The sequence below is a fragment of the Pseudomonas sp. L-22-4S-12 genome, assembly GCF_009799935.1.
Lineage (GTDB): Bacteria > Pseudomonadota > Gammaproteobacteria > Pseudomonadales > Pseudomonadaceae > Aquipseudomonas.
The window spans coordinates 828551-853393 of sequence record NZ_WELL01000001.1 but is presented as its reverse complement, the minus strand read 5'-3'; the positions used below and the strand labels follow the sequence as shown (position 1 = coordinate 853393).

General features: G+C 65.8%; 21 protein-coding genes. 11 read left to right on the top strand and 10 right to left on the bottom strand.

All coding sequences use genetic code 11. The features are described from left to right. Positions 1-7 precede the first annotated feature (7 nt). The 5 genes from F3I16_RS03875 to F3I16_RS03855 form a co-directional block, all read right to left on the bottom strand. Positions 8-802 (bottom strand): energy transducer TonB, encoded by a 795-nt coding sequence (locus F3I16_RS03875; protein WP_160492411.1) that lies wholly within the window; start codon positions 800-802, stop codon positions 8-10. Further along, positions 799-1242: a protein TolR gene (gene tolR, locus F3I16_RS03870; RefSeq protein WP_160492410.1), complete on the bottom strand. Its 444-nt coding sequence runs from the start codon at positions 1240-1242 to the stop codon at positions 799-801. The genes F3I16_RS03875 and tolR overlap by 4 nt, the downstream gene beginning before the upstream one ends. A gap of 10 nt (positions 1243-1252) precedes the next feature. Next, positions 1253-1960, bottom strand: coding sequence for a protein TolQ (gene tolQ, locus F3I16_RS03865; RefSeq protein WP_160492409.1), 708 nt, complete (start codon positions 1958-1960; stop codon positions 1253-1255). Positions 1961-2212: 252 nt separating this feature from the next. Next, positions 2213-4150 carry a phytase gene (locus F3I16_RS03860; protein ID WP_160492408.1) on the bottom strand — a complete coding sequence of 646 codons (1938 nt, stop codon included), beginning with the start codon at positions 4148-4150 and terminating at the stop codon, positions 2213-2215. A 195-nt stretch (positions 4151-4345) separates the two neighbouring features. Beyond that, positions 4346-6871: a TonB-dependent receptor gene (locus F3I16_RS03855; protein WP_160492407.1), complete on the bottom strand. Its 2526-nt coding sequence runs from the start codon at positions 6869-6871 to the stop codon at positions 4346-4348. A gap of 426 nt (positions 6872-7297) precedes the next feature. Between F3I16_RS03855 and F3I16_RS03850 the strand changes: the two genes are divergently transcribed. The 6 genes from F3I16_RS03850 to dctM all read left to right on the top strand — a co-directional run bounded on the left by F3I16_RS03850 (position 7298) and on the right by dctM (position 13288). Then, positions 7298-8215: a GGDEF domain-containing protein gene (locus F3I16_RS03850; protein WP_160492406.1), complete on the top strand. Its 918-nt coding sequence runs from the start codon at positions 7298-7300 to the stop codon at positions 8213-8215. A 9-nt stretch (positions 8216-8224) separates the two neighbouring features. Then, positions 8225-9265, top strand: coding sequence for an AraC family transcriptional regulator ligand-binding domain-containing protein (locus F3I16_RS03845; RefSeq protein ID WP_160492405.1), 1041 nt, complete (start codon positions 8225-8227; stop codon positions 9263-9265). 386 nt (positions 9266-9651) lie between these two features. After that, complete coding sequence (locus F3I16_RS03840; protein ID WP_160492404.1) at positions 9652-10053, top strand: YkgJ family cysteine cluster protein; 402 nt, start codon at positions 9652-9654, stop codon at positions 10051-10053. 259 nt (positions 10054-10312) lie between these two features. Further along, positions 10313-11308, top strand: coding sequence for a C4-dicarboxylate TRAP substrate-binding protein DctP (dctP, locus tag F3I16_RS03835; RefSeq protein ID WP_160492403.1), 996 nt, complete (start codon positions 10313-10315; stop codon positions 11306-11308). A 67-nt stretch (positions 11309-11375) separates the two neighbouring features. Continuing rightward, positions 11376-12008 (top strand): TRAP transporter small permease, encoded by a 633-nt coding sequence (locus tag F3I16_RS03830; RefSeq protein WP_160492402.1) that lies wholly within the window; start codon positions 11376-11378, stop codon positions 12006-12008. Then, positions 12005-13288: a C4-dicarboxylate TRAP transporter large permease protein DctM gene (gene dctM, locus F3I16_RS03825; RefSeq protein WP_160492401.1), complete on the top strand. Its 1284-nt coding sequence runs from the start codon at positions 12005-12007 to the stop codon at positions 13286-13288. Before F3I16_RS03830 ends, dctM begins: the two co-directional genes overlap by 4 nt. A gap of 64 nt (positions 13289-13352) precedes the next feature. Here dctM and cptA read toward each other — a convergent pair whose 3' ends face one another. From cptA to thiI, 5 genes are all read right to left on the bottom strand, one after another. Then, on the bottom strand, positions 13353-15083 hold the full coding sequence (gene cptA, locus F3I16_RS03820; RefSeq protein WP_160492400.1) for a phosphoethanolamine transferase CptA: 1731 nt from the start codon (positions 15081-15083) through the stop codon (positions 13353-13355). A 111-nt stretch (positions 15084-15194) separates the two neighbouring features. After that, complete coding sequence (locus F3I16_RS03815; protein ID WP_160492399.1) at positions 15195-15974, bottom strand: DUF2182 domain-containing protein; 780 nt, start codon at positions 15972-15974, stop codon at positions 15195-15197. After that, positions 15971-16618 (bottom strand): DUF1326 domain-containing protein, encoded by a 648-nt coding sequence (locus F3I16_RS03810; RefSeq protein ID WP_160492398.1) that lies wholly within the window; start codon positions 16616-16618, stop codon positions 15971-15973. The genes F3I16_RS03815 and F3I16_RS03810 overlap by 4 nt, the downstream gene beginning before the upstream one ends. Before the next feature lie 378 nt (positions 16619-16996). Then, positions 16997-18808 (bottom strand): translational GTPase TypA, encoded by a 1812-nt coding sequence (gene typA / locus F3I16_RS03805; RefSeq protein WP_160492397.1) that lies wholly within the window; start codon positions 18806-18808, stop codon positions 16997-16999. A 127-nt stretch (positions 18809-18935) separates the two neighbouring features. Beyond that, positions 18936-20393, bottom strand: coding sequence for a tRNA uracil 4-sulfurtransferase ThiI (gene thiI / locus F3I16_RS03800; protein ID WP_160492396.1), 1458 nt, complete (start codon positions 20391-20393; stop codon positions 18936-18938). On the opposite strand from thiI, the gene F3I16_RS03795 reads away from it, so the two are divergent. The 5 genes from F3I16_RS03795 (at position 20392) to glnL (ending at position 24841) form a co-directional block, all read left to right on the top strand. Then, positions 20392-20622, top strand: a complete 231-nt coding sequence (locus tag F3I16_RS03795; protein ID WP_160492395.1) for a hypothetical protein — start codon at positions 20392-20394, stop codon at positions 20620-20622. The two genes, thiI and F3I16_RS03795, sit on opposite strands and share 2 nt — an antisense overlap. A 103-nt stretch (positions 20623-20725) precedes the next feature. Beyond that, the gene (gene glnA, locus F3I16_RS03790) at positions 20726-22132 is read left to right on the top strand and encodes a type I glutamate--ammonia ligase (protein WP_160488334.1); all 1407 of its coding nucleotides are present in this window, start codon (positions 20726-20728) and stop codon (positions 22130-22132) included. Positions 22133-22360: 228 nt separating this feature from the next. Beyond that, positions 22361-22912 (top strand): DUF4124 domain-containing protein, encoded by a 552-nt coding sequence (locus F3I16_RS03785; protein ID WP_160492394.1) that lies wholly within the window; start codon positions 22361-22363, stop codon positions 22910-22912. Positions 22913-22945: 33 nt separating this feature from the next. After that, positions 22946-23569, top strand: coding sequence for a DUF4124 domain-containing protein (locus F3I16_RS03780; protein WP_160492393.1), 624 nt, complete (start codon positions 22946-22948; stop codon positions 23567-23569). A 192-nt stretch (positions 23570-23761) separates the two neighbouring features. Then, the gene (glnL, locus tag F3I16_RS03775; RefSeq protein WP_160492392.1) at positions 23762-24841 is read left to right on the top strand and encodes a nitrogen regulation protein NR(II); all 1080 of its coding nucleotides are present in this window, start codon (positions 23762-23764) and stop codon (positions 24839-24841) included. Positions 24842-24843 lie beyond the last annotated feature (2 nt).

The window sequence follows — 24843 nt, the reverse complement described above, 5'->3', positions numbered from 1 at the left end:
TCGGGGTTTATTCGATGCGGTAGTGGAAGGTGTTCTTCACCCCTTCAACGGCCACCGCCTGGCCATCGACGATGCGTGGCTGGTAGCGGAAGCTTTTAGCGGCGGAAAGTGACGGGCGAATGAACAGCGGGTGGCAGTCGCCGACCACCTGCGGGTTCTCCACCCGGCCTTGCGGGTTGACCCGGTAGCTGACGGTGCAGTCACCCTGGATGCCCTTGTCCAGGGCGCGATCCGGGTAGTCCGGGGCGTCCTTGGCAATCGGCAGGTACTGGCGGCTGGCGGCCGCAGCGGCTTCGGCCTGGCGGGCACGTTCGGCGGCCTGGGCCTGCTGTTCGGCCAGGCGTTGCTGCTGGGCTTGCGCTTCGGCTTCGCGACGCTGCTGCTCCAGCCGTTGCTGCTCGATACGCTGCTGTTCCTGGCGCTGCTCATCGCGCTTGCGCTCCTCGACCCGCTTACGCGCCAGGGCGGCCTGCTCCAGCTCCAGCTTCTGCTGCTGCAGGCGCGGATCGGGCTTGGGCGCCTCAACCGGCTTGACCGGCTCCGGCGGCACCGGCGGCGCGACAACCACTTCGGGCTGCGGCGGCACGGGAGGGGCCGGCGGCGCCAGGCTGATCAGGCGGGTGGTCAGGGTGCGCACCTGGGGCGGCTCGGGCGGATCGCTCGGCCACTGGCTGAGCAGCAGGCCCAGCACCAGCGCATGCAGGCCGACCGCCACCACCGCTGCGCCGGCATTGCGCAGCCAGGCGCGGCTGGGCAGCGCCGGCAGGGCCAGGCTGGGCGCGGGCATCAGCGCGCTGCTCATTGCGGCGCCTCGGTGATCAGGCCGAGGTTGCTCACCCCGCCCTGCTGCAGCGCGGCCATGCCGGCCACCACCGTGGCGTAGTCGGCGCCGCCGTCGGCGCGGATATACACCTGGGTGTCGCCATGGGCGGCGATCAGCGCGCCGACCTTGCTGCGCATCTCGTCCAGATTCACCGCGCTGTCGGTCTGGTTCTGGACGTCCAGCTCGCTGCCGAGGTTCCAGTAGTAGCTGCCATCAACCTTCACCGAGAGGGTCAGCACCCGCTGCTGGCTATCGGTCGGCAGCGCCTCGGCGGCAACCTTGGGCAGCTCGACCTTGACCCCCTGGGTCAACATGGGTGCCGTGACCATAAAGATCACCAGCAGCACCAGCATCACGTCGATATACGGCACCACGTTCATCTCGGCCTTGGGGCCGTGCTTGTTCTGCGGCTTGCGCATGGGGCTCTCCTCAGGCGGCCTGGGCGATGCCCGGGGCAGCCTGCAGCTTGCGGTGCAGGCGTGCCTGCAGTTCGTTGCCGAAGGCATAGAAGCGCGTGCTGAGGGTGGCGACGCGGGCGGCGAAGCGGTTGTAGGCGATCACCGCGGGGATCGCCGCGAACAGGCCGATGGCGGTGGCGATCAGCGCTTCGGCGATGCCTGGGGCGACGGTGCTGAGGGTCGCCTGCTGTACCTGGGACAGGCCGATAAAGGAATTCATGATCCCCCACACGGTGCCGAACAGGCCGATATAGGGGCTGACCGAACCGACCGTAGCGAGGAACGGCAGACCCTTTTCCAGGCGTTCTTCCTGCTCGGCGATGGCCACCAGCAGGCTGCGCTCGACGCCATCGCTCACCGCCTCGCCGCTGATGCCGGGCTCGCGCTTGAGGTGGGCGAATTCGGTGTAGCCGGCGCGGAAGATCTGCTCCAGCGCGGCATCGCTGTCGGTGCTTTCGCCGCCTTCGCGGTACAGCGCGGCGAGGTCGCCCTGCTGGCGAAAGCGCTTCTGGAAATCCTTCAGCAGGCGTTCGCTGCGACCCAGCAGCAGGCTGCGCTGGATGATCAGGTACCAGCTGGCCAGCGAGGCGCCGAGCAGGATGAGCATGACCAGTTTGACTAGCAGGCTGGCGTCGCCGATCAGGCTCCAGACGGTCATCTGTTCGAGGGTGGGGTGCATGGTGGGGCTCCTTTATTTCTTCACTGGCCGGATGACCGGCCGATGGTTTCTCCCCTCTCCCCGACCCTCTCCCGCAAGCGGGAGAGGGGGAACGGCGGCGCGGAGTCTGGGGTTATTCGATTACGTGGCGGTTACCGGTTGATGACAGCGCTTTTTTGTAGGAGCCCGGGGAACGCCTAGTCCTTGCTGGCGATCCTGCGTACTCCGGATGGGCACTGATCGCCAGCAAGCTGGCTCCTACGGAGAGCGGCATCAATCCAGGCTCAGTGTTCGGGCGACGTCGCTCCAGGGCACCAGCTTGAAGTTCTGCGTCTGCTCGGGCATGCGCTTGCGGCCGTCCTGCACCACCAGCATGCCGTCGCTCCAGGGGCCGCCGAGGTTGGCCGAGGTCACTTCCAGGCCATCGGTCTCGGAAGCGCCGTCGATGCCCAGGGCGCCGTTGAGGCCGACGCGGAAGGCGCCCTTGAGCGCATAGGGCGGCTCGGCATCGAGCACCACGTAGCTGTCGTTGCCCTGGCTGGAGATCACCAGGTAGTCCTGCGCGCCGGCCTGGTACAGGCCGAGACCCTCGACATCGGCCTTGAGCACTTCGCCCACACTCATCACCGAAGTCAGCTCGGTCGGGCCGTCGGCGCGGGCATCGACTGCCCACACGCCGGCATCTTCCTCGCCGAGGAACAGGCGCTGACGCTGATCGTCGGCGACGCAGCCCTCGGGCTGGCTGTCCACCGAGAAACGGCGCACCAGCTCGCCCCTGATCTCACCGCTGGCGCCATCCAGGCGGTACTGCAGGAAGCTGCCGTCCTTGCCGTTGGCGAAGGCGTACAGTTCGCCGGACGCCGGCTGAAACAGGCAGATACCGTAGATTTCCTTGATCGGTGTGCGTATCTCGCCGGCCTCGCGCAGCGCGCCGCTGACCCGGTCGATGGCGAACAGGTGGATGCTGTCGTGATCACGGTTGCTGGCCACGGCCAGATCCACGGTCTCGCTGCCCAACCTGAATTCCGCGCGCACATCGACATTGTTCAGGCGGCCGACCGGCAGGTCCTGCAGCAGCTTGCCGTCCAGGTCGTAGGCCAGCAGGCCCTGCTTCTTGTTGGTGCCGAGCACGCGTGACAGCGCCGGCTGCTGCGGGTGCACCCAGATCGCCGGGTCATCGGCGGCGTCGCCGTGGCGGCCGACCGGCTCGCTCTGGCGCAGGGCCGGGATATGCGGCAGGACACGGGGCAGCTCGACGGCCGTCGGTTGCCAGTTCAGCTCGCCCTGGTAGAAGCGCCCGGCGCCGTCGTCCTGCACCAGCAACTGCACCCCCTGATCGGTGCTGCGCACGGCCAGGCGCTCCGGCTCTTCCAGGCCCTTCAACGGCAGGCTGGCAACCTGCTCCCAGGCTTCGCCCTGCTGCTGGTAGAGGTGCAGTTCGGCGGCGCCGGGGTCCAGCGCCAGCAGCCCGCCGGGCACGCTGACCATGGCCCCGGCGCTGTCCTTGAGGCTGCCGAACGGCGCGCGGATATCCACCGGTACGCGGCTGGCGTCGGCTTCCGGGTGGGCCGGGTAGGCCCACAGGCCGACGTTCTCCTCGTTGACGAACAACAGGTTGCCGGCATCGTCGGCCTGACAGTACTCGGCCTGCGGCGGCAGCGGCAGGCCGCGCACACGCTGGGCCTCGGCATTCAGCTGGTTGCCGGCGCCGACCAGCCACTGCTCGCCCTGGCCGTCTTCGCCGATCAGGAACAGGTAGAGGTTGGCCGCATCGTCGCGGTACAAACACAGGCCGCTGATGGCGTAGTCGCGCGCCGGCAGCAGCTGCGGGCGGCTCCATTGTTTGCCGGTGGTATCCAGGCTGACCAGGGCGGCCTGCTGGGTGGCGTTGTCCAGGCTGGCGACGATCAGTTGCTGGCCGGCGCTGCGGCTGTCCAGGCCGGAATAGGAACCGGGCAGGCGCGCCAGCTCGGCGCCGTCCTGATCGAGCAGGAGCAGGCCGTTGCGCTCGCTGGCGGCGATGCGCAGGTCGGCGCCACCACTCAGCTCGGCGGGAACGAAGCGCAGGTCTTCGGCCTTGATCTTGGCCGAGGCGCCCCAGGGGCTTAAGGCCAGGCTCGGGCTGGCGGCGGAAGCCAGCGGCGGCAGCCGGTCGCAACCGGCCAGGGCCAGGCTGGCGAGCAGCAGGGTACGGGTGAACAGCGGATTCATGCGGTGGGGTGTCCTTGGAGTCATGCGGGCAGGCACCGAGAAGGTCATAGGGTTCGGCCGACACGGTGCGAGACCTCGCGAGCTAGAGCCAGGCTAGGCGGAAGCGGCCGAGGGAGCGGAATTTACGAGTTGTAAATGAGCACCCCGAGGCCGGTTCCAACGACGCATGGCCGACGCGCAGCAGGTCGTTTCTATTCACAGGTTGGTGTAGGTCAGACCGAGCTTGTAAGTCGGGCCGTACTCTTCGTACTGGGCGTTGTAGCCGCGGCTGCCGGTGTAGACGTAGTAGCTCTCGTCGGTGAGGTTCTGCGCCTCGAATTTGAGCTGCAGGCCCTTGGTCAGGAAGTAGCCGGCGCTGAAGTCGACGAAGGTCTGGTCGTCCACATAAAGGTCGTGGGCCTGGTCGGTGATGCTCGTCACTTCGTAGAGGTATTCCGACTTGTAGTTGGCCGACAGGCGCAGGCTGAGCTTGTCGTCTTCCCAGCCGAGCATCAGGTTGCCGACCGTCTCGGACTGGTTGGGCAGGTCGATGTCGCGCTCGCGGAACGTGCCGCTGTCGGCGTCGAAACCGCTGATGCTGGCGTCGGAGCGGCTGAAGGTCGCGTTGGCGCCCAGCAGCAGGCCGTTCCAGGGTGCCGGCAGCCAGTCGAACTTCTGCGAGTAGGCCAGTTCCAGGCCGTACAGGTCGGCGCTGTCGCCGTTGGCGAAGGTGTTGGCCTCGTCGAAGTCGAGCCACTCGCCGGTGCCGGCCAGGTCACTGTTGTAGACGAAGTTGTCGATGTCCTTGTAGAACACGAAGGCCGAGACCACGCCGGCATGGCCCAGGTAGTGCTCGATGCCGAGGTCGAAGTTGCTCGACTCCAGCGGGTCAAGGGTCGGGTTGCCGAAGCTGGCCTCGTCGCCGTCGATGACGAAGCCCGGCGCCAGCTGGCCGAAGGTCGGCCGCACCACGCTGTTGGTCCAGGCGGCGCGCAGCTGGGTGTCCTTGTTCAGCTGGTAGCGCGCGTGCAGGCCAGGCAGCCAGTGGTGGTAGTCGTTGTCGGCCTCGATCGCCTGGTAGTCGCCGTCGCGGATGCCGGTGCCCTTGGCCTCGAACTCGGTGCCCTCGTAGCGCAGGCCGGCGATGATGCGCAGGTCGTCGATGTCGACGGTGTTCATCAGGTAGGCGGCGTCGATGTCTTCGCTCATGTCGAAGTCGTTGACCCGCGACTCTTCCTCGTTGAAGAACTCGTTGCGATCCAGACCGCCGAGCAGGCTTTCGATCGCGCCGGCGGACAGGCCCGGGCCGAAGTGGCCGAGACCGTAGTCGACCTCACCCTTGGTGAAGTTGGCCATGCTCAGCTGGTCGTCGCTCAGGCCGAAATCGTCGAAGTCCTCGTAGGTCCAGACGTCTGTGTCGTTGTCCTTGTCGCGGCGGCTGAGCTTGCCGCCGAACTTGGCCTGGGCGGCGTGGCCGGCCAGCTCGTAGTCGCGGGCCAGGTCGAGCTTGATGTTCTTCTCGGTGTCGGTGGTGTCTTCCTCGGCCCACTCCACCTCGTCGAGGCTGAAGTTGGCCGGGTCGGAGAATTCGCTGCCAATATTCAGGTGCGGCTTCTGGCTGTCGCTGAAGCCGACATCGGTGAAGTCGTCATTACCGGCGAAGGTGGCGCCGGCGATGTGCCCGGGCGTGTCCTCGCTGGACTGGCTGTAGCCGGCCTGGGCATTGATCGTCCACTGGCCCATCAGGCGCTCGCCGCCGAGCACATAGGACTGCACTTCCTGGGTTTCCTCGCGGTCCTTCAGCTCGCGCCAGCCTTCGGCATCGCCGCTCTCGCCCGGCAACTGGGCGTCGGCGAATTCGACGCCAGCGGCGTTGCGTGTCTCGGTGTCCTTGAAGCGGCTGTAGAGGGTGCGCAGGTAGTAGCTGCTGTAGTCGTCGGCCTGGTAGTCGAAGTTCAGACCCAGGCCGCTGCGCTCGCGGGTGATCTCGTAGTCGCGCTGCTCCAGCTCTTCCAGCCGGGCGCCATCCTCGAAGTCCCAGGCACCGCCGGTTTCCACGTTGTCCGAACCGAAGTCGCGCTCCTGCCAGCTCATGGCCGCGGCCACGCCGAAGTTGTCGGCGCCGTCGCCAAGGCTGAAGCGGTCGCTCACCGCGCCGGAAAACTTCGGGCTGGTCTCGCCGGTGTTGTCGTCGTAGCTGGCTTCGCTGCTGCCGGTATAGAACAGACCCTTGTGGTCGAAGGCCGAGAGGCTTTCCACCTCGATGCTGCCGCCCAGGGAGTTGGCGTCCATGTCCGGGGTCAGGGTCTTGACCACGGTCAGCGACTGCACCAGCTCGGCGGGCAGCACGTCGAGGGCCACCGCGCGGCGGTCGCTCTCCGGCGAAGGCACCAGGGTGCCGTTGATGCTCACGCTGTTGAGGTCCGGGCCGAGGCCACGCACGCTGACGAAACGGCCTTCGCCCTGGTCGCGCTCGACGCTCACGCCCGGCAGGCGCTGCAGCGCCTCGGCGGCGTTCTCGTCCGGCAGCTGGGCCACGCCGTCGGCGTGCACCACGCTTTCCACGCTGTCGGAGCGGCGCTGCTCCTTCAATGACAGGTCCATGCTGGCGGCCTGGCCGACCACATTGACGTGTTCCACGGCGGCCTCATCGGCGGCCCATACGGGCGTGGTGGCGATGGCCAGCGCCAGGGCGCTGATGTGAAACCCTGCCCGGCGGGCAGTAAGACGACGCTTGTGCATGCTGATCTCCCCAAGAAATCCGTTGCAGCCGGAACCACTGCCCGGCGACTTGGGGCGCAAGCTAGGAGCGCGGCATGACGGTTACGTGACAGCACAGCGCTGCAAGGCCCGAATCACGGGGGTTTGCCGGGGTTTGGCGGCGACTCTGGGCTGAAATGACCCATGCAGCGCGACGGGATCACGCGCCTCACCCTCTCCCTTGCCCTCTGCCATGAACGGGAAAGGGAGCAAAGCGCTCGCCCCGACACGCCGCCACGGCGGGGATACAGCTCTACGTCAGGACTGCCAGCGAACCCCTGGCGCCGGCCAACGGCGAAAACAGACCAGAAAAAGCCTGAGCCGATCCGACCTCCCCCGCTGCAACCATTCCGTCACATGGCTCTGTTCTGCTGGCCGCGACCACCGTTTCGCGGAGCCTGCGCGGCCATGCCTTCCCTGTTCAAACTGCACCGCCTGAAACTCGCCGGCCTGCTGCTGGCGGCCAACCTCGGCCTGCTCCTGCACCTGGCCGCCGGCGACCTCAAGCAGGCCAGCCAATGGGTGTGGCTGGATATCCTCGGCGAAGGCGGCTCGGCGCTGCTGTGCCTGGTCTGGCTCGGCCTGGTGCTGAAGAGCCGGCCGGCCGGGCGGGTGACCAACTTCCTCGCCCTCGGCCTGGGCCTGGTGTTCTTCTCCTGGTGGGTGGACGCGCTCGACGAGTTCATCCAGATCCCCGATGCGATCGGCTGGGACAACTGGCTGGAGTCGGCGCCGATGCCGCTCGGCCTGGTCCTGCTGACCTTCGGCCTGTACCACTGGCACCACGAGCAACTGGCGATCAGCGCGCAGATGGAGAAGCGCGAACGGCTGTTCCGCGAGCACCGCCTGTTCGACAAGCTCACCCCGCTGGGTGCCGCCGACTACCTGCGCCTGCAACTGGAACAGAGCCTGGCCCTGGCCCGTGACGAGCAGCAGGCGCTGTCGCTGGTGATCGTCGATCTGGATGACTTCAGCGCGATCAACCGCCTGTACGGCCACGCCGAGGGCGACCGCGTGCTGCAGGCGCTGACCCAGCTGCTGCTGCTCAACCTGCGCCGCCAGGACCTGCTCTGCCGCCTGGCCGGCGACCGTTTCGTGGTACTGCTGCCCAATACCGGCGAGCGCCAGGCACGCCAGCTGGCCGAGGAACTGCAAGCGGCGGTGGCGCACCTGGCGCACAAGACCGGCCAGCACGGCGAGCGCCTGCAGCTGCGCGCCAGCACCGCCTCGGTGATGGCCCTGCAGGACGACGCGCAGAGCCTGCTGCAACGGCTCAACCTGGCGCTGGCCAAGGCCAAGCAGCCGCCCTACGCCTGTAGTGCCTGAGACCGCGCCATGCCCCTGAAGACCGATTGGTACGAACGCGACAGCCGCTTCATCCCCGGCCACTGGCAGCCGGCGGTGCTGCTCGACCTGGCCCTGTCGCGCGGGATCGACAGCCACCGCCTACTGCGCGGCAGCGGGCTGTTCCACGAGGACATCCTCAGCGGCCAGGCACGTCTCAGCCCACAGCAGTTCCTCTGCCTGATCGACAACAGCCGGCGTCTGCTGGAGGCCGACGACAGCAGCTTCCTGTTTGGCCAGCGCCTGCTGCCCGGCCACTACGGCGCCGCCAGCCATGCCCTGCAGCAGGCGGCGAACCTGCAGCAGGCACTGGAGATCCTCGGCCGCCAGCGAGCCCTGCTCAGCCCACTGCTCAGCCCGCGCCTGCTGCTGGATGAACGCCACGCGCACATCTACTGGCTGGACAGCTGCGGCGCCGGCGCCCAGCAGCGCTTTCTGCTGGAGGCGAGCATGACCGCACTGGTCGGCATGAGCCGCTGGCTGGCCGGCGAGCGTCTGCCCTGGCGCGCCAGCTTCAGCCATGCGCAGCCGCGCTACGTCGAACAGTACTGGGTGCACCTGGGCGAGAACGTGCAGTTCGCCGCGCCGGTGGATGTGCTGAGCATTCCCCGTGAATACCTGCACCGGCCCTGGCCGGGCGCCTCGGCCATCGCCGGCCAGGTGGCGCAGCAGGACAGCGAACGCCAGCTGGCGGCGCTGGGCTTTCGCGCCAGCCTGCTCGACCGCCTGTATGGCCACCTGCTCGCGCATACCCGCGAGCCGCTGCAGCTGGAGGGCGTGGCCCAGGCCTTCGGCATGAGCCCCTCGACCCTCAAGCGCAAGCTGCAGAAACACGACAGCCACTTCCAGGAACAGCTCGACCTGGCGCGCAAGCACATGGCGCTGTACCTGTATCGGGTCAAGGGCTACAGCAACGAGGAAGTGGCCAGCTACCTGCAGTTCCACGACGCCACCAACTTCCGCCGCTCGTTCAAGCGCTGGACCGGCCTGGCGCCGAGCGCCCTGCGGCAGTTGCTGGAGGGGTTGGGCTAGGGCATGGAGAGAGCCAGGGCCCGCTGCGCGAGTACCGGCAGCCATGCAGCAACACGCATCAGTTGACGCTGTGCCAACAAAACCGGGACGCAGAAAAAGAAAAACCCCGCTGGTGCGGGGTTCTGCAGATTGGTTCCTGACTTCCCTGGTCGACTCGCCATCCTGGCAAGCAATCCTACGAATCCGTGTTGTTTTGCTGCGCTTCCTGCGCGTCGTCCTTGGTGGGCAGATTAAACAGCTGTTCGAATGGCCGCCAGCCGCGATTGCCGGCACGCCTTGTAAGCCAAGACGTACAAGGCCGCCCGGCAGGAAAGGGTTCACAAATTCGCCGCTCCCGCTATCATCGCGCGCCCAACCTTGTGCGCTGCGCGCCTGTGACCCTGCCGATGAAACCTCAACTGATCGCCGCCGCGGAAATCGACCGCCTGGAAACCTGGAGCAAGTACAACAGGGACATGTGCACCAGTTGCATGTCGACCTGCTGCACCATGCCGGTGGAAGTGCGCATCGTCGACCTGATCCGCATCGGCGTGGTCGACGAATTCGAGCGCGGCGAGCCGCCGAAGAACATCGCCAAGCGCCTGCAGAAGGAAGGGCTGATCGAGCGTTTCAACGCCAAGTCGGGGATCTTCACCCTGACCCGCATGAGCAACGGCGACTGCATGTACCTGGATCGCAAGACCCGCCTGTGCACCGTCTACGAACAGCGCCCGGACACCTGCCGCAACCACCCGCGCATCGGCCCGCGCCCCGGCTACTGCGCCTGGCGGCCGAAAACCCAGGGCTGAGCCGGCGCGGCAGATGGCGGAAAACCGCCAAAAACCGCCCCGTTCTTGGCGGATTGCCGCCACAAGAACGCTACCGCCCACAGAGCAACCGCTCTAGAACAAGCCTTTTCGCCAGCCCAGTGGCTGGCATCCGTGTTGCTAATAGCCTCCCCAGCAGCGTCACGCCGAACCCCGCAACCGTAGCCGACTACAGTTAGGGGGTGTTCCAAGATGCATTGCTGCGCTTGCTCCTAACAATCACAACAAAGGAATCACCCGCATGTTCAAGCAGACTGCCATGGCGCTCGCCTGCGCCCTGTCCCTCGGCATCGCCGGCCTGGCCCAGGCCGCCGAGCCGATCGTCATCAAGTTCTCCCACGTGGTCGCCGACAGCACGCCGAAAGGCCAGGGCGCGATCCTGTTCAAGAAGCTCGCCGAGGAGCGCCTGGCCGGTAAGGTCAAGGTCGAGGTCTATCCCAACTCCTCGCTGTTCGGCGACGGCAAGGAAATGGAAGCCCTGCTGCTCGGCGACGTGCAGATGATCGCCCCGTCGCTGGCCAAGTTCGAGCAGTACACCAAGCAGCTGCAGATCTTCGACCTGCCGTTCCTGTTCGACGACATGGCCGCGGTCGACCGCTTCCAGCACAGCGCCGAAGGCCAGAAGCTGCTGACCTCCATGGAAGGCAAGGGCATCACCGGCCTGAGCTACTGGCACAACGGCCTCAAGCAGCTGTCGGCCAACAAGCCGCTGCTGCTGCCCAAGGATGCCCGTGGCCTGAAGTTCCGCGTGCAGGCCTCCGCCGTGCTCGAGGAGCAGTTCAAGGCGGTGCGCGCCAACCCGCGCAAGATGAGCTTCGCCGAGGTCTACCAGGGCCTGCAGACCGGCGTGGTCAACGGTGCCGAGAACCCCTACTCGAACATCTACAGCCAGAAGATGCATGAGGTGCAGCCGTACATCACCGAGTCCAACCACGGCCTGCTCGACTACATGGTGATCACCAACACCCAGTTCTGGAACGGCCTGCCGGCAGACGTACGCACTGAGCTGAGCAGCATCATGGCCGAGGTCACCGTCGAGGTGAACAAGCAGGCCGATGCCCTCAACCAGGGTGACAAGCAGCGCATCCTCGACGCCAAGACCAGCGAGATCACCGTGCTCAACGCCGAGCAACGGGCCGCCTGGCGCGATGCCATGAAGCCGGTGTGGCAGAAGTTCGAAGGCGAGATCGGCACCGACCTGATCAAGGCCGCCGAAGCCGCCAACCAGGCGCAGTGACCCGTACCCCGCAGCCGCCCTTCCGGCGGCTGCGGCCTGCCGTTTCAGCCATCGGGAGATGCCATCCATGAACGCCCTGCGGCGCGTCTGGGATCACTTCGAGGAAGGCTTCATCGCCTTCCTGCTGGGGACCATGACGCTGGTGACCTTCGTCTACGTCATCCTCAACAACCTCTACACCCTGTTCTACAATCTGGCCGACCGCTGGCCGGCGGCCAGCGACCTGTTGTTCAGCATCGGCGACGCCATCCTCGCCGGCGCCCAGGCGATGACCTGGAGCAACGCGCTGACCAAGGCACTGTTTGCCTGGCTGATCTTCTTCGGCCTGTCCTACGGCGTACGCACGGCCGGGCATATCGGTGTCGATGCGCTGGTCAAGCTGGCCTCCAAACCCGTGCAGCGCATCATCGGGGTGATTGCCTGCCTGTGCTGCCTGGTCTACGCCGGGCTGCTCAGCGTGGCCAGCTTCGGCTGGATCCAGACCCTGTTCACCGCCGCCATCGGCGCCGAAGACCTCGGTCACTACGGCGTGATGCAGTGGCATATCGGCCTGATCGTGCCGGTCGGTTTCGCCCTGGTGTTCATTCGCTTCGCCGAAGTTCTGGTGCGCATCCTGCGCGGCCAGCAGACCGGCCTGGGCCTGGCCGACGAGGCCGCCGAAGCGGTGAAACTCACCGAGCACGAGGAGCACAAGCCATGACCGTCCTGTTCCTCTTTTTGCTGTTGTTCCTGCTGATGTTCATCGGCGTGCCGATCGCCATTTCCCTCGGCCTGGCCGGCTCGTTCACCATCATCCTGTTCAGCCAGGACTCGGTGCGCTCGCTGGCGATCAAGCTGTTCGAGACCAGCGAGCACTACACCCTGTTGGCCATTCCGTTCTTCCTCCTGGCCGGTGCGTTCATGACCACCGGCGGCGTGGCGCGCCGGCTGATCGACTTCGCCAACGCCTGCGTCGGCCACATCCGTGGCGGCCTGGCGATTGCCGCGGTACTGGCCTGCATGCTGTTCGCCGCGCTGTCCGGCTCGTCGCCGGCCACGGTGGCGGCGGTCGGCTCCATCGCCATCGCCGGCATGGTCCGCTCCGGCTACCCGCAGGCCTTCGGCGCCGGCATCGTGTGTAACGCCGGCACCCTGGGCATTCTGATTCCGCCGAGCATCGTCATGGTGGTGTACGCCGCCGCCACCGAGACCTCGGTGGGCAAGCTGTTCATGGCCGGCGTGATCCCGGGCGTGCTGCTCGGTATCGTGCTGATGGTGGCGATCTACATCGTCGCGGTGAAGAAGAACCTGCCGGCCCTGCCGCGGGCGACCTTCCGCGAGTGGCTGGATGCCGCACGCAAGGCGGTGTGGGGCCTGCTGCTGATGGTGATCATCCTCGGCGGCATCTACTCCGGCATGTTCACCCCCACCGAAGCCGCCGCCGTGGCCGCCATCTACTCGGCCTTCATCGCCCTGTTCGTGTACAAGGACATGCGCGTGCGCGAGGTGCCGAAGGTGTTGGTGGAGTCGGCCAAGCTGTCGATCATGCTGATGTTCATCATCGCCAACGCCATGCTGTTCGCCCATGTGCTGACCACCGAGCAGCTGCCGCAGCAGATCACCGCCTGGGTGATCGAGGCCGGCCTGACCCCGGTGATGTTCCTGCTGGTGGTGAACATCGTGCTGCTGATCGCCGGCGCCTTCATGGAGCCTTCGGCGATCATCCTGATCCTGGCGCCGATCCTGTTCCCGATTGCCATGAAGCTGGGCATCGACCCGATCCACCTGGGCATCATCATGGTGGTCAACCTGGAGATCGGCCTGGTCACCCCGCCGGTGGGGCTGAACCTGTTCGTCACCTCGGCGGTGACCGGCATGCCGCTGACCGCCACCATCCGCGCCGCCATGCCCTGGCTGATGCTGCTGCTGGCATTCCTGGTGCTGGTGACCTACGTGCCGTGGATCTCCCTGGCCCTGCCGACCTGGCTGGGCATGAGCTGACGCCCGGCCGCGCAAACCGACTGACGCAACTTTTGCCCGGCCCAGTGCCGGGCTTTTTTTACCTTCAGTTCTGCGCCAGGTCGGCCGGTTTCTTCGGCTTGATCAGGCTGAAGTCGATCAGGTTCTGCGGCTGCGCGGGGTTGCCGATCAGCAGCGGACGCGGCTTGAACGCGGCGCTGACCAGGCTCTTGCTGGCATCGAACTCGGCGTAACACAGCCCGACCAGGTCCGACCAGGTGTGGATGAAGTGCGCGCTGCTGTAGGGCCGCCCCAGCGTCCGGGCGAAATCGCGCGGCTGCTGGGCCTGCCAGCGCGGCGAGTTCCAGACGATGAAGGGGATGGTGTACATCGGGCTGGTCGGCGCCGCCTCGTTGCGCCCCAGCACCTCCGCCTTCGGCGCATCGAACACCGCCTCGCCGTGGTCGGCCAGGTACAGCAGCAGACCGTTCGGGTCGGTGGCGGCGAAGCGCTTGATCAGGCTGGCGACCACGTGGTCGTTGTAGCGCACCGCATTGTCGTAGCTGTTGTAGGTCGGCAGCTGGTCGTCGGTCACCGAGGCCGGCGCGCCGCTGCGGTCGGTGAAGTGCTCGAACTCTGGCGGATAGCGGTACTGGTAACTCATGTGGGCACCGAGCAGGTGGACCACGATGAACTTGCGCGGCGCCGCATCGGCCAGCACCTTGGCGAACGGCTCGAACACGTCGCCGTCGTACTGGCGGGCGTTCTGCTCGCGGTTGTTGTTCAGGTAGAACTGCTCGTCGGCCTGCTTGGAGAAGGTGGTGAGCATGGTGTTGCGCTTGGTGATGGTCTGCTGGTTGGTGATCCAGTAGGTCTTGTAGCCGGCCTGCTTCATCAGGCTGACCAGCGACGGCGTGCTCAGGTAGGCCTCGGGATTTTCCTGGTCGGCGAAGGTCAGCACCTGCTGCAGCGCCTCGATGGTGTAGGGGCGCGGGGTGACCACGTTGTCGAACACCTGCAGCTGGTCGCGCAGCTGGTCCAGTTCGGGGGTGGTCTGCCGCGGATAGCCGTACAGGCTCATGCGCTGGCGGTTGGTCGATTCGCCGATGACCAGCACCAGGGTGGCCGGCTGCCCGGCATGGACATCCTGCAGATTGCGCAGCGGCGCGATCTGCCTGCTGCCTTCCAGCAGGGCCTGCATGTTGGCCAGCTGCGCGCGGTACTGGCGATAGCCCACCACCAGCTGCCAGGGCGTGGCCGGCTCGATGCGCTCCTCGAAGTTTTCCAGGGCGGTCAGCGGGTTGTCATGCTTGCTGAACTGGCGGATCGCCGGGTAGCCGACCGAGGCGAACAGCACGGCCAGCGAGGCCAGCAGCGCCACCGGGCGGCTCAGGTAGACCGGGCGCACCTGGCGCCACAGCAGCCAGGCACCCAGGCCGTAGGCGAGGAACGCCGGCACCATCCACCAGGCGAAATACTGCGCCAGGTACTCGCTGCCTTCGCTCACGTTGGACTCGAACAGGATGAAGATGACGCTCTGCGAGAATTCCTGGCCGTAGATCAGGAAGTAGCCGAAGCCGGCCAGCGAGCACAGCCACAGCCCCCCGCCCAGTAGCGCAGCCAGCAGACGGGCGCGCGCGGGAAACAGCAGCAACGGCACCAGCCACAGGCCGCTGAGCAGGAACGCCTGGCGAAAACCGGCAAAGCCGGCGGTGCCGGTGAGCTGGATCAGCAGCTGAGTCACCCCGGAGAAGTACCAGAAGAACAGGAACATCCAGCCCAGGCCCGCCCAATCGATGCCTTTGCCGCGCCCAGCCATGCGTTCAACTGCCGCCATACCCCTGCCTCGTGCCAGTGCCGGACAGAAGAGTCCCGGACCTATCTGCCTACCCTGTCACGCGGGAAGTGAAAACTTCGTCAAATGGCGGCCAAGTGCCAGCCCTGCCGGCTAGGCCGCCAGCAGCCACCAGCCGCCGAGCAGCAGGCCGGCGCCGGCCAGGCGGCTCAGCCAGGGATCGCCCGGCAGCAGCTTCTCGGCCATGACATAGAGGGTCAGGCCGATGATCCAGTACAGGTTCATCACCCCGCCGGCAAACAGCAGGGCCATCAGCGCCCAGCAGCAGCCGAGGCAGTACAGGCCATGCCGTGTCCCCGCGCAGAGGCTGCCGCAGCCGCGCTGGCGGGCCTGGACGAGAAACTGCACCGGCGCCTGGCAGTGGTGCAGGCAGGCATGCTTGAGCGGACTGAACTGCCAGGCCCCGGCCACCAGCAGGATCACCCCGGCCAGCGGCCGGGACGTGTTGCCGAGCATGGCGGTGAGCAGGCCCTGGCGCATCAGCAGCCACTGCAGCAGCACCGCCAGCAGGCTGAAGCCGCCCCACGCCAGCAGGTAGCCGGCGACAAAGCCGGCGCAGCTGCCGAAGGGCTGGCGTCCCGGCTGGGCGCGCCGATTCAGCGCCGCCACCAGCAGCAGCACCGGCGCGGCACTGGGCAGCATCATCGCCAGCATCATGCTCCACCACATGGCCAGCATCAGCAGGGCATAGCCCCAGGACCAGGCCTGCGGCCGCGGGGCCAGGCCAAAGGCACTGGGCATGCGCGTCATGTCCCAGGCATCCATGCCCATGCCGGCGCCGCTCAGCACGTAGCCCCAGGCCAGCAGCAACAGCAGCCCCAGCGCCGCCAGCGCCAGCCAGCGGTCGCGCTTGAGCAGGGCCTCCAGGCTCATCGCGCCGGCGCGTGCACCACGCCGTCGCGCGAGTGCCATACCCGGTTGAACTGCCCGTAGCTGTCCTGCAGGTCCAGCTCGATGGCCGCACGGGCGCGGGTGTCGGCCCGGCCGATCTCGGCCAGCTCGAACTCGATCCCGGCGGGAATGTCGATGCGCACCCGGTGTTCCTCGCCGGTGGCCGGACTGAGGATCGGCCGACCGACGGACTCCAGCACCCCGGCAATGCTGACCCGGGCGCTGCGCGCCGCGATGTCCAGGCTGAAGTCGATGGGCAGGAACAGCGGCGCATGCACCTTCTCGCTCATGGCGTGGAACACCCACCAGTGGGTGGCCCCCGGACTGGTCTCGCCGCCCTGCAGCACCGTGCTCAGGGCCGCGCGCTGCGCGGCGTCGGCGCGCTCGTCGATGATCAGCTGCATCTCGCCGCGGCCCTCGAAGATCGGCCCCGGCCAGGCGTACAGGATGGCCGCCTGCAGGCCGGCCAGCTCGACCTCGGCGAAGTGCCCGCGCTCGACGCGCAACACCTCGAAACCGCGGCAGTGGCCCTGGCTGGGCAGGCCCTCGAACTGGCAGGGGCAGGCGTAGATGCAGTTGCAGCTGCCGAACTGCACGCCGTCGATATACCACTCAACAGGTTTCATGCCGACCTCCCGCGAACCGCCCCAGGCGGGCCGCTCGCATCTTTCAGCCTAGCCCCGCCGCACCGCACCGGAGTGCCGTCCGTCCCGCACGCGGCCTGCTCCTTGCACTTTCCCGCCGGCAATGAAAAAGCCATGTACCTGTTACGCATTGCTACGCCGCGCCGTTGTCTGGCTCAAGCGCCCGCGGTGGCTGCTCTGGCTGTTGGTGGGAGCGAATTCATTCGCGATCAGGGCCTACGCCGAGCTGCCTGTTTATCGCGGATAAATCCGCTCCCACTCAAGCTCGATGGCCTGTGCAACACGCTATTGGGACATAGCCAATGAAAACGCCCCCGCAGGCGGGGCCTGCGGGGGCGTCGGGTGCAGCTCAGCTAGAACTTACTTCTTGCTGTGACGCTTGCGGTCGGTTTCGCTGAGGAACTTCTTGCGCAGACGGATCGACTTCGGCGTGACTTCCACCAGTTCGTCGTCATCGATGAACTCCAGGGCCTGCTCAAGGGTGAACTTGATCGGCGGCACCAGGGCGATGACTTCATCCTTGCCGGAGGCACGCATGTTGTCGAGCTTCTTGCCCTTGGTGGGGTTGATCACCAGGTCGTTGTCGCGGCTGTGGATGCCCGCCAGCTGGCCTTCGTAGATGTCCTGGCCCGGCTCGAGGAACAGCTTGCCGCGGTCCTGCAGGGTTTCCAGGGAGTAGGTCAGCGCCTTGCCGGTGGCCATGGAGACCAGCACGCCGTTCTGGCGGTGGCCGACTTCACCGACCTTGATCGGGCCGTAGTGGCTGAAGGTCGAGGTCAGGATGCCGCTACCCGAGGTCATGGTCAGGAAGGAGTTACGGAAGCCGATCAGGCCGCGGGCCGGAATGGTGTATTCCAGGCGGATACGCCCCTTGCCGTCCGGGACCATGTTGGTCAGATCGCCCTTGCGCAGGCCCATCTGCTCCATCAGGGCACCCTGGTGGATTTCCTCGATATCGACGATGACGTTCTCGTACGGCTCTTGCTTCTCGCCGTTGACTTCCTTGATCACCACTTCCGGACGGCCGACGGCCATCTCGAAGCCTTCGCGACGCATGGTTTCGATCAGTACCGAGAGGTGCAGTTCGCCACGGCCGGAGACCTTGAACTTGTCGGCCGACTCACCTTCCTCGACGCGCAGGGCGACGTTGTGCAGCAGTTCCTTCTCCAGACGCTCCTTGATGTTGCGGCTGGTGACGAACTTGCCTTCCTTGCCGCAGAACGGCGAGTCGTTGACCTGGAAGGTCATGGACACGGTCGGCTCGTCCACCGACAGCGGCGGCAGGGCTTCGACGTTGTTCATGTCGCACAGGGTATCGGAGATGTACAGCTCGTCCATGCCGCTGACGCAGACGATGTCGCCGGCCTGGGCTTCGGCGACTTCGACGCGGTGCAGGCCGGAGTGACCCATGATCTTCAGGATGCGGCCCTGACGCTTCTTGCCGTCGGCACCGATGGCCACCACCGGGGTGTTGGTCTTGACCTTGCCGCGAGCGATGCGGCCGATGCCGATGACGCCGAGGAAGCTGTTGTAGTCCAACTGGGAGATCTGCATCTGGAACGGGCCGTCGACGTCGACTTTCGGCGCCGGCACGTGGTCAACGATGGCCTGGAACAGGGCATCCATGTGCTCGTCCATGTTCTCGTGGTCCAGACCGGCGATGCCGTTCAGGGCGCTGGCATAGACGATCGGGAAATCCAGCTGCTCTTCGGTGGCGCCGAGGTTGTCGAACAGGTCGAAGATCTGGTCGATGACCCAGTCCGGACGCGCGCCCGGGCGGTCGATCTTGTTCACCACCACGATCGGACGCAGGCCGGCCTTGAACGCCTTCTGGGTCACGAAACGGGTTTGCGGCATCGGGCCGTCCTGGGCGTCGACCACCAGCAGCACGGAGTCGACCATCGACATCACGCGCTCGACTTCACCGCCGAAGTCGGCGTGGCCGGGGGTGTCGACGATGTTGATATCGTAGCCGTTCCACTTCAGGGCGGTGTTCTTCGCCAGAATGGTGATGCCACGCTCTTTTTCCTGGTCGTTGGAGTCCATCACGCGCTCGGATTCCAGCTCTTTGCGGTCGAGGGTGCCGGACAGGCGCAGCAGTTTGTCTACCAGGGTGGTCTTGCCATGGTCGACGTGGGCGATGATGGCGATATTGCGGAGATTTTCGATCACAGTGTCGTCTCGATTAGGGATTCAGCGGCCGCGACTGATGGCGGCAATAAAGGTTCGGCAACGGCTTTAGCGCAACAGCCGGTCGGGAGGGCGGTGGCGGATACTGCCACCGAGCCAACCCGGCTGTTTATGCCGGACGATAAACGCGCACATTGGCATGCCCCTCGCTCAACAGATGGTGAGCATGCAGGCGGCTCATGACACCCTTATCGCAATACAGCAGGTACTGACGATTGGCATCCAGTTCCTTGAAGCGGTTGTTGATCGCGTAGAACGGCAGAGTCTGGACCTCGATGCCCGGCAACACCAGCGGCTCGTCTTCGGCGGCATCCGGATGGCGGATATCGAGGACGATCTGCCCGGGTAGCGCCTCGGCAACGATCTCCACCTGCAGGTCTTCGCCCAGCTGGTCGATCACCCGGTCGACGGTGATCCGTGTGGCGCGCTCCAGGGCACGCTCGAGGATGGCCATGTCGAAGTGGGTTTCTTCGTGTTCGATGCGCCCCGGCTTGGCCCGGGTGGTCGGGTTCACCGAGATCACCCCGCAGTACTCGGGCATGTGCTTGGCGAACTCGGCGGTGCCGATCTGCGTGGCGCAGTCGATGATGTCCTGCTTGTGGCTGGCGATCAGCGGGCGCAGCACCAGCATGTCGGTGGCCGAATCGATCACCGAGAGGTTGGGCAGGGTCTGGCTGGACACCTGGCTGATCGCCTCGCCGGTGACCAGGGCGTCGATGCGCAGTTCTTCGGCGATGCGGCTGGCGGCGCGCAGCATCATGCGCTTGAGGATCACGCCCATCTGGCTGTTGTCGACCTTGCCGAGGATCTCGCCGACCACTTCCTCGAACGGCACGCTAATAAAGAGCACGCGGTGCGAGCTGCCGTACTTCTGCCACAGGTAGTGCGCCACTTCCATCACGCCCAGCTCGTGGGCGCGGCCGCCGAGGTTGAAGAAGCAGAAGTGGGTCAGCAGGCCGCGACGCATCATCTGATAAGCAGCGACTGTGGAGTCGAAACCGCCGGACATCAGCACCAGGGTCTGCTCGATCGAGCCCAGCGGGTAGCCACCCAGGCCCTGGTGCTGGGCGTGGATGATCAGCAGGCGCTCGTAGCGCACCTCGAGGCGCACTTCGGCCTCGGGGTTCTTCAGGTCGATGCCGCTGGCGCCGCACTCGCGGCGCAGGCGGCTGCCGATGTGGCCGGCCAGATCCACCGAGGTGAAATCATGGGTATTGCCGGCACGCTTGCAGCGCACGGCGAAGCGCTTGCCGGGCAGCTGGGCGCCGAAATGCGCGCGGCACTTCTCGAAGGTGTCATCGAAATCGACGTAGGGATATTCGTGCACTTCGAGGAAGTGGGCGATGCCCGGGGTGTTGCGCAGGCGCTCGAACATCTGCGCCTGGATCTTCGGCTCGCACACCTGGCTGATCAGGTCGAGGTTGTCCCACTCGCCCTGCACCTCCAGCTCGGGGTCCAGATCACGCAGCACCGTGCGGATGTTCTTCGCCAGCTGGCGGATGAACTGCTTGCGCACCGGCCGGCTCTTGATGGTGATTTCCGCGAAGGGTTTGACGATGAGTTTCATGGGACAGCGCGTACGCCAGGCAGCCGAAAAAAGAAGGGCGCGGATTATAGCGGAAATTGCTCAAGCTTTAACCAGAAACAACTCGCCAGAATGCAAAAGACCTAAAATGGTGCGCCACGATAAAAACGAGCACCAAAAAGAAGCACTCGTCAGGGTGGAAAAACTGGCGCAAGCCGCGGAACGCCTGATTTTCAGGCGTGGCGCCCATTCCCGTGCACTGGCACACTAATTGCTCCCTTGTGAGGCAAGTCGCTCAGGCGGATTATCCCGCCCGGCTTCAACCATATTCGGGGGCGGCCCCATAACCCGCCTCTTTCCACCTGGAGGACAGCATGTCTAAGGCAATTCAACTGATCAAAGAACACGATGTGAAGTGGGTAGACCTGCGCTTCACTGACATTCGTGGCCAACAGCACCACATCACCATGCCGGCCCGCGACGCCCTGGACGAAGACTTCTTCGAACACGGCAAGATGTTCGACGGCTCCTCCCTGGCCGGCTGGAAAGGCATCGAAGCCTCCGACATGATCCTGCTGCCGGAAGACGACAGCGCCGTTCTCGACCCCTTCACCGAAGAGCCGACCCTGATCCTGGTCTGCGACGTGATCGAGCCGTCCACCATGCAGGGCTACGACCGCGACCCGCGCGCGATCGCCAAGCGTGCCGAAGAGTTCCTGAAAAGCACCGGCATCGGTGACACCGTATTCGTTGGCCCGGAGCCGGAGTTCTTCATCTTCGACCAGGTCAAGTTCAAGTCGGACATGTCCGGCTCGATGTTCAAGATCTTCTCCGAGCAGGCTGCCTGGAGCAGCGACGCTGACTTCGAAGGCGGCAACAAGGGCCACCGCGTAGCAGTCAAGGGCGGCTACCTGCCGACCCCGCCGTCCGACTACGACCACGAAATCCGCACCGCCATGTGCAACGCCCTGGAAGAAATGGGCCAGGTCGTCGAAGTGCACCACCACGAAGTGGCCACTGCCGGCCAGAACGAAATCGGCGTCAAGTTCAACACCCTGGTGAAGAAGGCCGACGAAGTTCAGACCCTGAAGTACTGCGTGCACAACGTGGCTGACGCCTACGGCAAGACCGCCACCTTCATGCCGAAGCCGCTGTACGGCGACAACGGTTCGGGCATGCACGTGCACATGTCCATCTCCAAGGATGGCAAGAACACCTTCGCTGGCGAAGGCTATGCCGGCCTGTCCGATACCGCCCTGTACTTCATCGGCGGCATCATCAAGCACGGCAAGGCGCTGAACGCCCTGACCAACCCGGCGACCAACTCCTACAAGCGTCTGGTCCCGGGCTTCGAAGCCCCGGTGATGCTGGCCTACTCGGCCCGCAACCGTTCCGCCTCGATCCGCATCCCGTACGTCGCCAGCCCGAAAGGCCGTCGCATCGAGGCGCGCTTCCCGGATCCGGCTGCCAACCCGTACCTGGCCTTCGCCGCCCTGCTGATGGCCGGTATCGACGGTATCCAGAACAAGATCCACCCCGGCGATGCGGCCGACAAGAACCTGTACGACCTGCCGCCGGAAGAGTCCAAGCTGATCCCGCAGGTGTGCGGCAGCCTGAAGGAAGCCCTGGAGGCCCTGGAAGCCGACCACGACTTCCTGCTCAAGGGCAACGTATTCAGCAAGGACTTCCTGGAAGCCTTCACCGAGCTGAAGAGCGAAGAGGAAATCAAGGTACGTACCTTCGTACACCCGCTGGAATACGACCTGTACTACAGCGTCTAAACCGGTAGCGTGATGAAAAGGCCTCCTTCGGGAGGCCTTTTTTTCGCCTAGCCGCCGCCCCTCGTCGCTGCAACGGACTTCTGCGCGACAACGCCCTTGCCGCCAGCCTCACCGCCACCGCTCCCCACCCGGTCTTTTCTTGCACCGCAACACGCTGCACGCGCCCCGCCCTTGCCAGCCAGGCCTACAGATGCAAGGCTTAGCGCCAGCTCACCCGGGAGTACACCGATGCGCCTGCTCACCGCCTGCCTGCTCTGCGCCCTGGCCCTGCCGGCCGCCGCGCAGATCTACAAATACACCGATGCCAACGGCAACACGGTGTTCACCAACCAGCCACCGGAAGGCCAGGCGGCGCAATCCGTCGAGCTGCCGCCAACCAACTCGGTACCAGCGCAAAAGCCCAGCGTCGTCGTCGAGACGCCCGAGCCTGCCGCCGCGCAGGCTGCCTACCAGGTACTGCAGCTCACCGACATCCCCACCGACGAAGCGCTGCGGGCCAACAACGGCACCTTCACCGTGGGCGTGGAGATCGAGCCGCGCCTGATCCCGGGGCACCGGCTGCGCCTGCTGCTGGATGGCAAACCCCATGGCCAGCCGAGCAATGTCACCCGCCTGCAGGTGAGCAACGCCGATCGCGGCGAGCACAGCCTGGCGGTCGAGGTACTCAGCGGCGACCAGGTCATCCAGCAGAGCGCCACCCTCACCTTCACCGTGCAACGGGTCAGCATCAACAGCCCGGCGCGGCCCAAGCCGACGCCCACCCCCAAGCCGGCCCCGTAACCCCGCCATTTCCCCGCGAGCAACCCGACGCTTATGTATCGCCCGCTGTTCTGTCTGCTTCTCTGCCTTACCGGCCTGCCCGCGCAGGCCGGCGTCTACACCTACATCGATGCCGACGGCAACCGGGTGTTCACCGACCAGCCGCCCTCCGAGCGTGCCGAGCGCATCGAGCTGGCGCCGTCCAACAGCATGAACGGCGTAGAGGTGACCCGCCCACCGGTATCGCTGACCCTGGAGGAGCCGAAGCCGCCGGCCTACCAGGTGCTACGCATCCTCATCCCCGAGCCGGACGCGACCATCATCGACCAGGCCGGCAACCTGATCGTCACCGCCACCAGCGAGCCCGGCCTGCTGCCGGAGCATAACTTCCGCCTGATCATGGACGGCCAGCCCGTCGGCCAGCCCGGCCGCAGCCCGGTCTTCCCGCTGGAGAACATCGATCGCGGCACCCACCAGCTGTCGGTGGAAATCCTCGACGCCGGCGGACGCATCATCGAGCGCACACCGAGCCAGCCGGTGCACATCAAGCGCATCTCCCTAGCGCAGAAGCGCCAGGCCAACCCGTGCAAGAAAGCCGACTACGGCGTGCGCCCGGAATGCCCGCTGAAAGACAAACCGGCAGAACCCAGAGACATCCCCCTGGTCCCCTTCATCTGATCCGGCGGATCAATGCACCAATATGACGCATTGATCTGCACCGATTTCTATACTCTCCCTGTTTTGGTTCATCCCGCGCGCCACACACTGCGCTGAAAGCAGCCAAAACCGCGCCACCAGCAGAAACCACGCAACTTTTCGGGGCTTTGGTTTGCTTCTTGCATTTTCCTGCCCATTGCCGGATGCCTGCCCATGACCCTGAACGACACACTGCTGCGCCTGCTGCTGGACAACCTGACCACCGCCACCATTCTGCTCAACGACGACCTGCGTCTTGAGTACATGAACCCGGCGGCGGAGATGCTCCTGGCCGTCAGTGGCCAGCGCAGCCACGGCCAGTTCATCAGCGAACTGTTCACCGAATCGGCGGAAGCGCTCAGCTCCCTGCGCCAGGCCGTCGAGCACGCGCACCCCTTCACCAAGCGCGAAGCCCTGCTCACCTCGCTGAGCGGCCAGACCATCACCGTGGACTACGCCGTCACGCCGATCCTCAACCGCGGCCAGACCCTGCTGCTGCTGGAAGTGCACCCGCGCGACCGCCTGCTGCGCATCACCAAGGAAGAGGCGCAGCTGTCCAAGCAGGAAACCACCAAGCTGCTCGTGCGCGGCCTGGCCCACGAGATCAAGAACCCGCTCGGCGGCATCCGCGGCGCCGCCCAGCTGCTGGCCCGCGAACTGCCGGAAGAAAGCCTGCGGGATTACACCAACGTGATCATCGAGGAGGCCGACCGCCTGCGTAACCTGGTCGACCGCATGCTCGGCTCGAACAAGCTGCCGAGCCTCGCCATGACCAATATCCACGAGGTGCTGGAGCGGGTCAGCAGCCTGATCGAGGCCGAATGCCAGGGCAGCATCACCCTGGTGCGCGACTACGACCCGAGCATCCCCGATGTGCTGATCGACCGCGAGCAGATGATCCAGGCCGTGCTCAATATCGTGCGCAACGCCATGCAGGCGCTGGCCGGGCAGAGCGACCTGCGCCTGGGCCGCATCAGCCTGCGCACCCGCACCCTGCGCCAGTTCACCATCGGCCACACCCGCCACCGCCTGGTGGTCAAGGTGGAGATCATCGACAACGGCCCGGGCATTCCCGCCGAGCTGCAGGAAACCATCTTCTATCCCATGGTCAGCGGCCGTCCGGACGGTACCGGGCTGGGCCTGGCCATTACCCAGAACATCATCAGTCAGCACCAGGGGCTGATCGAGTGCGAGAGCCACCCCGGCCATACCGTGTTCTCGATCTTCCTGCCCCTGGAACAAGGAGCCTGTTAGTC

What these genes read in the sequence shown, in the direction of transcription:
- F3I16_RS03815 (WP_160492399.1), bottom strand. Translation starts at nt 15,974, where the DNA reads ATGAGCCTGGAGGCCCTGCTCAAGCGCGACCGCTGGCTGGCGCTGGCG.
- F3I16_RS03850 (WP_160492406.1), top strand. Translation starts at nt 7,298, where the DNA reads ATGCCTTCCCTGTTCAAACTGCACCGCCTGAAACTCGCCGGCCTGCTG.
- F3I16_RS03855 (WP_160492407.1), bottom strand. Translation starts at nt 6,871, where the DNA reads ATGCACAAGCGTCGTCTTACTGCCCGCCGGGCAGGGTTTCACATCAGC.
- F3I16_RS03795 (WP_160492395.1), top strand. Translation starts at nt 20,392, where the DNA reads ATGGGACAGCGCGTACGCCAGGCAGCCGAAAAAAGAAGGGCGCGGATT.
- glnA (WP_160488334.1), top strand. Translation starts at nt 20,726, where the DNA reads ATGTCTAAGGCAATTCAACTGATCAAAGAACACGATGTGAAGTGGGTA.
- F3I16_RS03780 (WP_160492393.1), top strand. Translation starts at nt 22,946, where the DNA reads ATGTATCGCCCGCTGTTCTGTCTGCTTCTCTGCCTTACCGGCCTGCCC.
- F3I16_RS03845 (WP_160492405.1), top strand. Translation starts at nt 8,225, where the DNA reads ATGCCCCTGAAGACCGATTGGTACGAACGCGACAGCCGCTTCATCCCC.
- tolQ (WP_160492409.1), bottom strand. Translation starts at nt 1,960, where the DNA reads ATGCACCCCACCCTCGAACAGATGACCGTCTGGAGCCTGATCGGCGAC.
- F3I16_RS03785 (WP_160492394.1), top strand. Translation starts at nt 22,361, where the DNA reads ATGCGCCTGCTCACCGCCTGCCTGCTCTGCGCCCTGGCCCTGCCGGCC.
- F3I16_RS03840 (WP_160492404.1), top strand. Translation starts at nt 9,652, where the DNA reads ATGAAACCTCAACTGATCGCCGCCGCGGAAATCGACCGCCTGGAAACC.
- thiI (WP_160492396.1), bottom strand. Translation starts at nt 20,393, where the DNA reads ATGAAACTCATCGTCAAACCCTTCGCGGAAATCACCATCAAGAGCCGG.
- glnL (WP_160492392.1), top strand. Translation starts at nt 23,762, where the DNA reads ATGACCCTGAACGACACACTGCTGCGCCTGCTGCTGGACAACCTGACC.
- dctP (WP_160492403.1), top strand. Translation starts at nt 10,313, where the DNA reads ATGTTCAAGCAGACTGCCATGGCGCTCGCCTGCGCCCTGTCCCTCGGC.
- tolR (WP_160492410.1), bottom strand. Translation starts at nt 1,242, where the DNA reads ATGCGCAAGCCGCAGAACAAGCACGGCCCCAAGGCCGAGATGAACGTG.
- cptA (WP_160492400.1), bottom strand. Translation starts at nt 15,083, where the DNA reads ATGGCGGCAGTTGAACGCATGGCTGGGCGCGGCAAAGGCATCGATTGG.
- F3I16_RS03830 (WP_160492402.1), top strand. Translation starts at nt 11,376, where the DNA reads ATGAACGCCCTGCGGCGCGTCTGGGATCACTTCGAGGAAGGCTTCATC.
- F3I16_RS03860 (WP_160492408.1), bottom strand. Translation starts at nt 4,150, where the DNA reads ATGAATCCGCTGTTCACCCGTACCCTGCTGCTCGCCAGCCTGGCCCTG.
- F3I16_RS03875 (WP_160492411.1), bottom strand. Translation starts at nt 802, where the DNA reads ATGAGCAGCGCGCTGATGCCCGCGCCCAGCCTGGCCCTGCCGGCGCTG.
- dctM (WP_160492401.1), top strand. Translation starts at nt 12,005, where the DNA reads ATGACCGTCCTGTTCCTCTTTTTGCTGTTGTTCCTGCTGATGTTCATC.
- F3I16_RS03810 (WP_160492398.1), bottom strand. Translation starts at nt 16,618, where the DNA reads ATGAAACCTGTTGAGTGGTATATCGACGGCGTGCAGTTCGGCAGCTGC.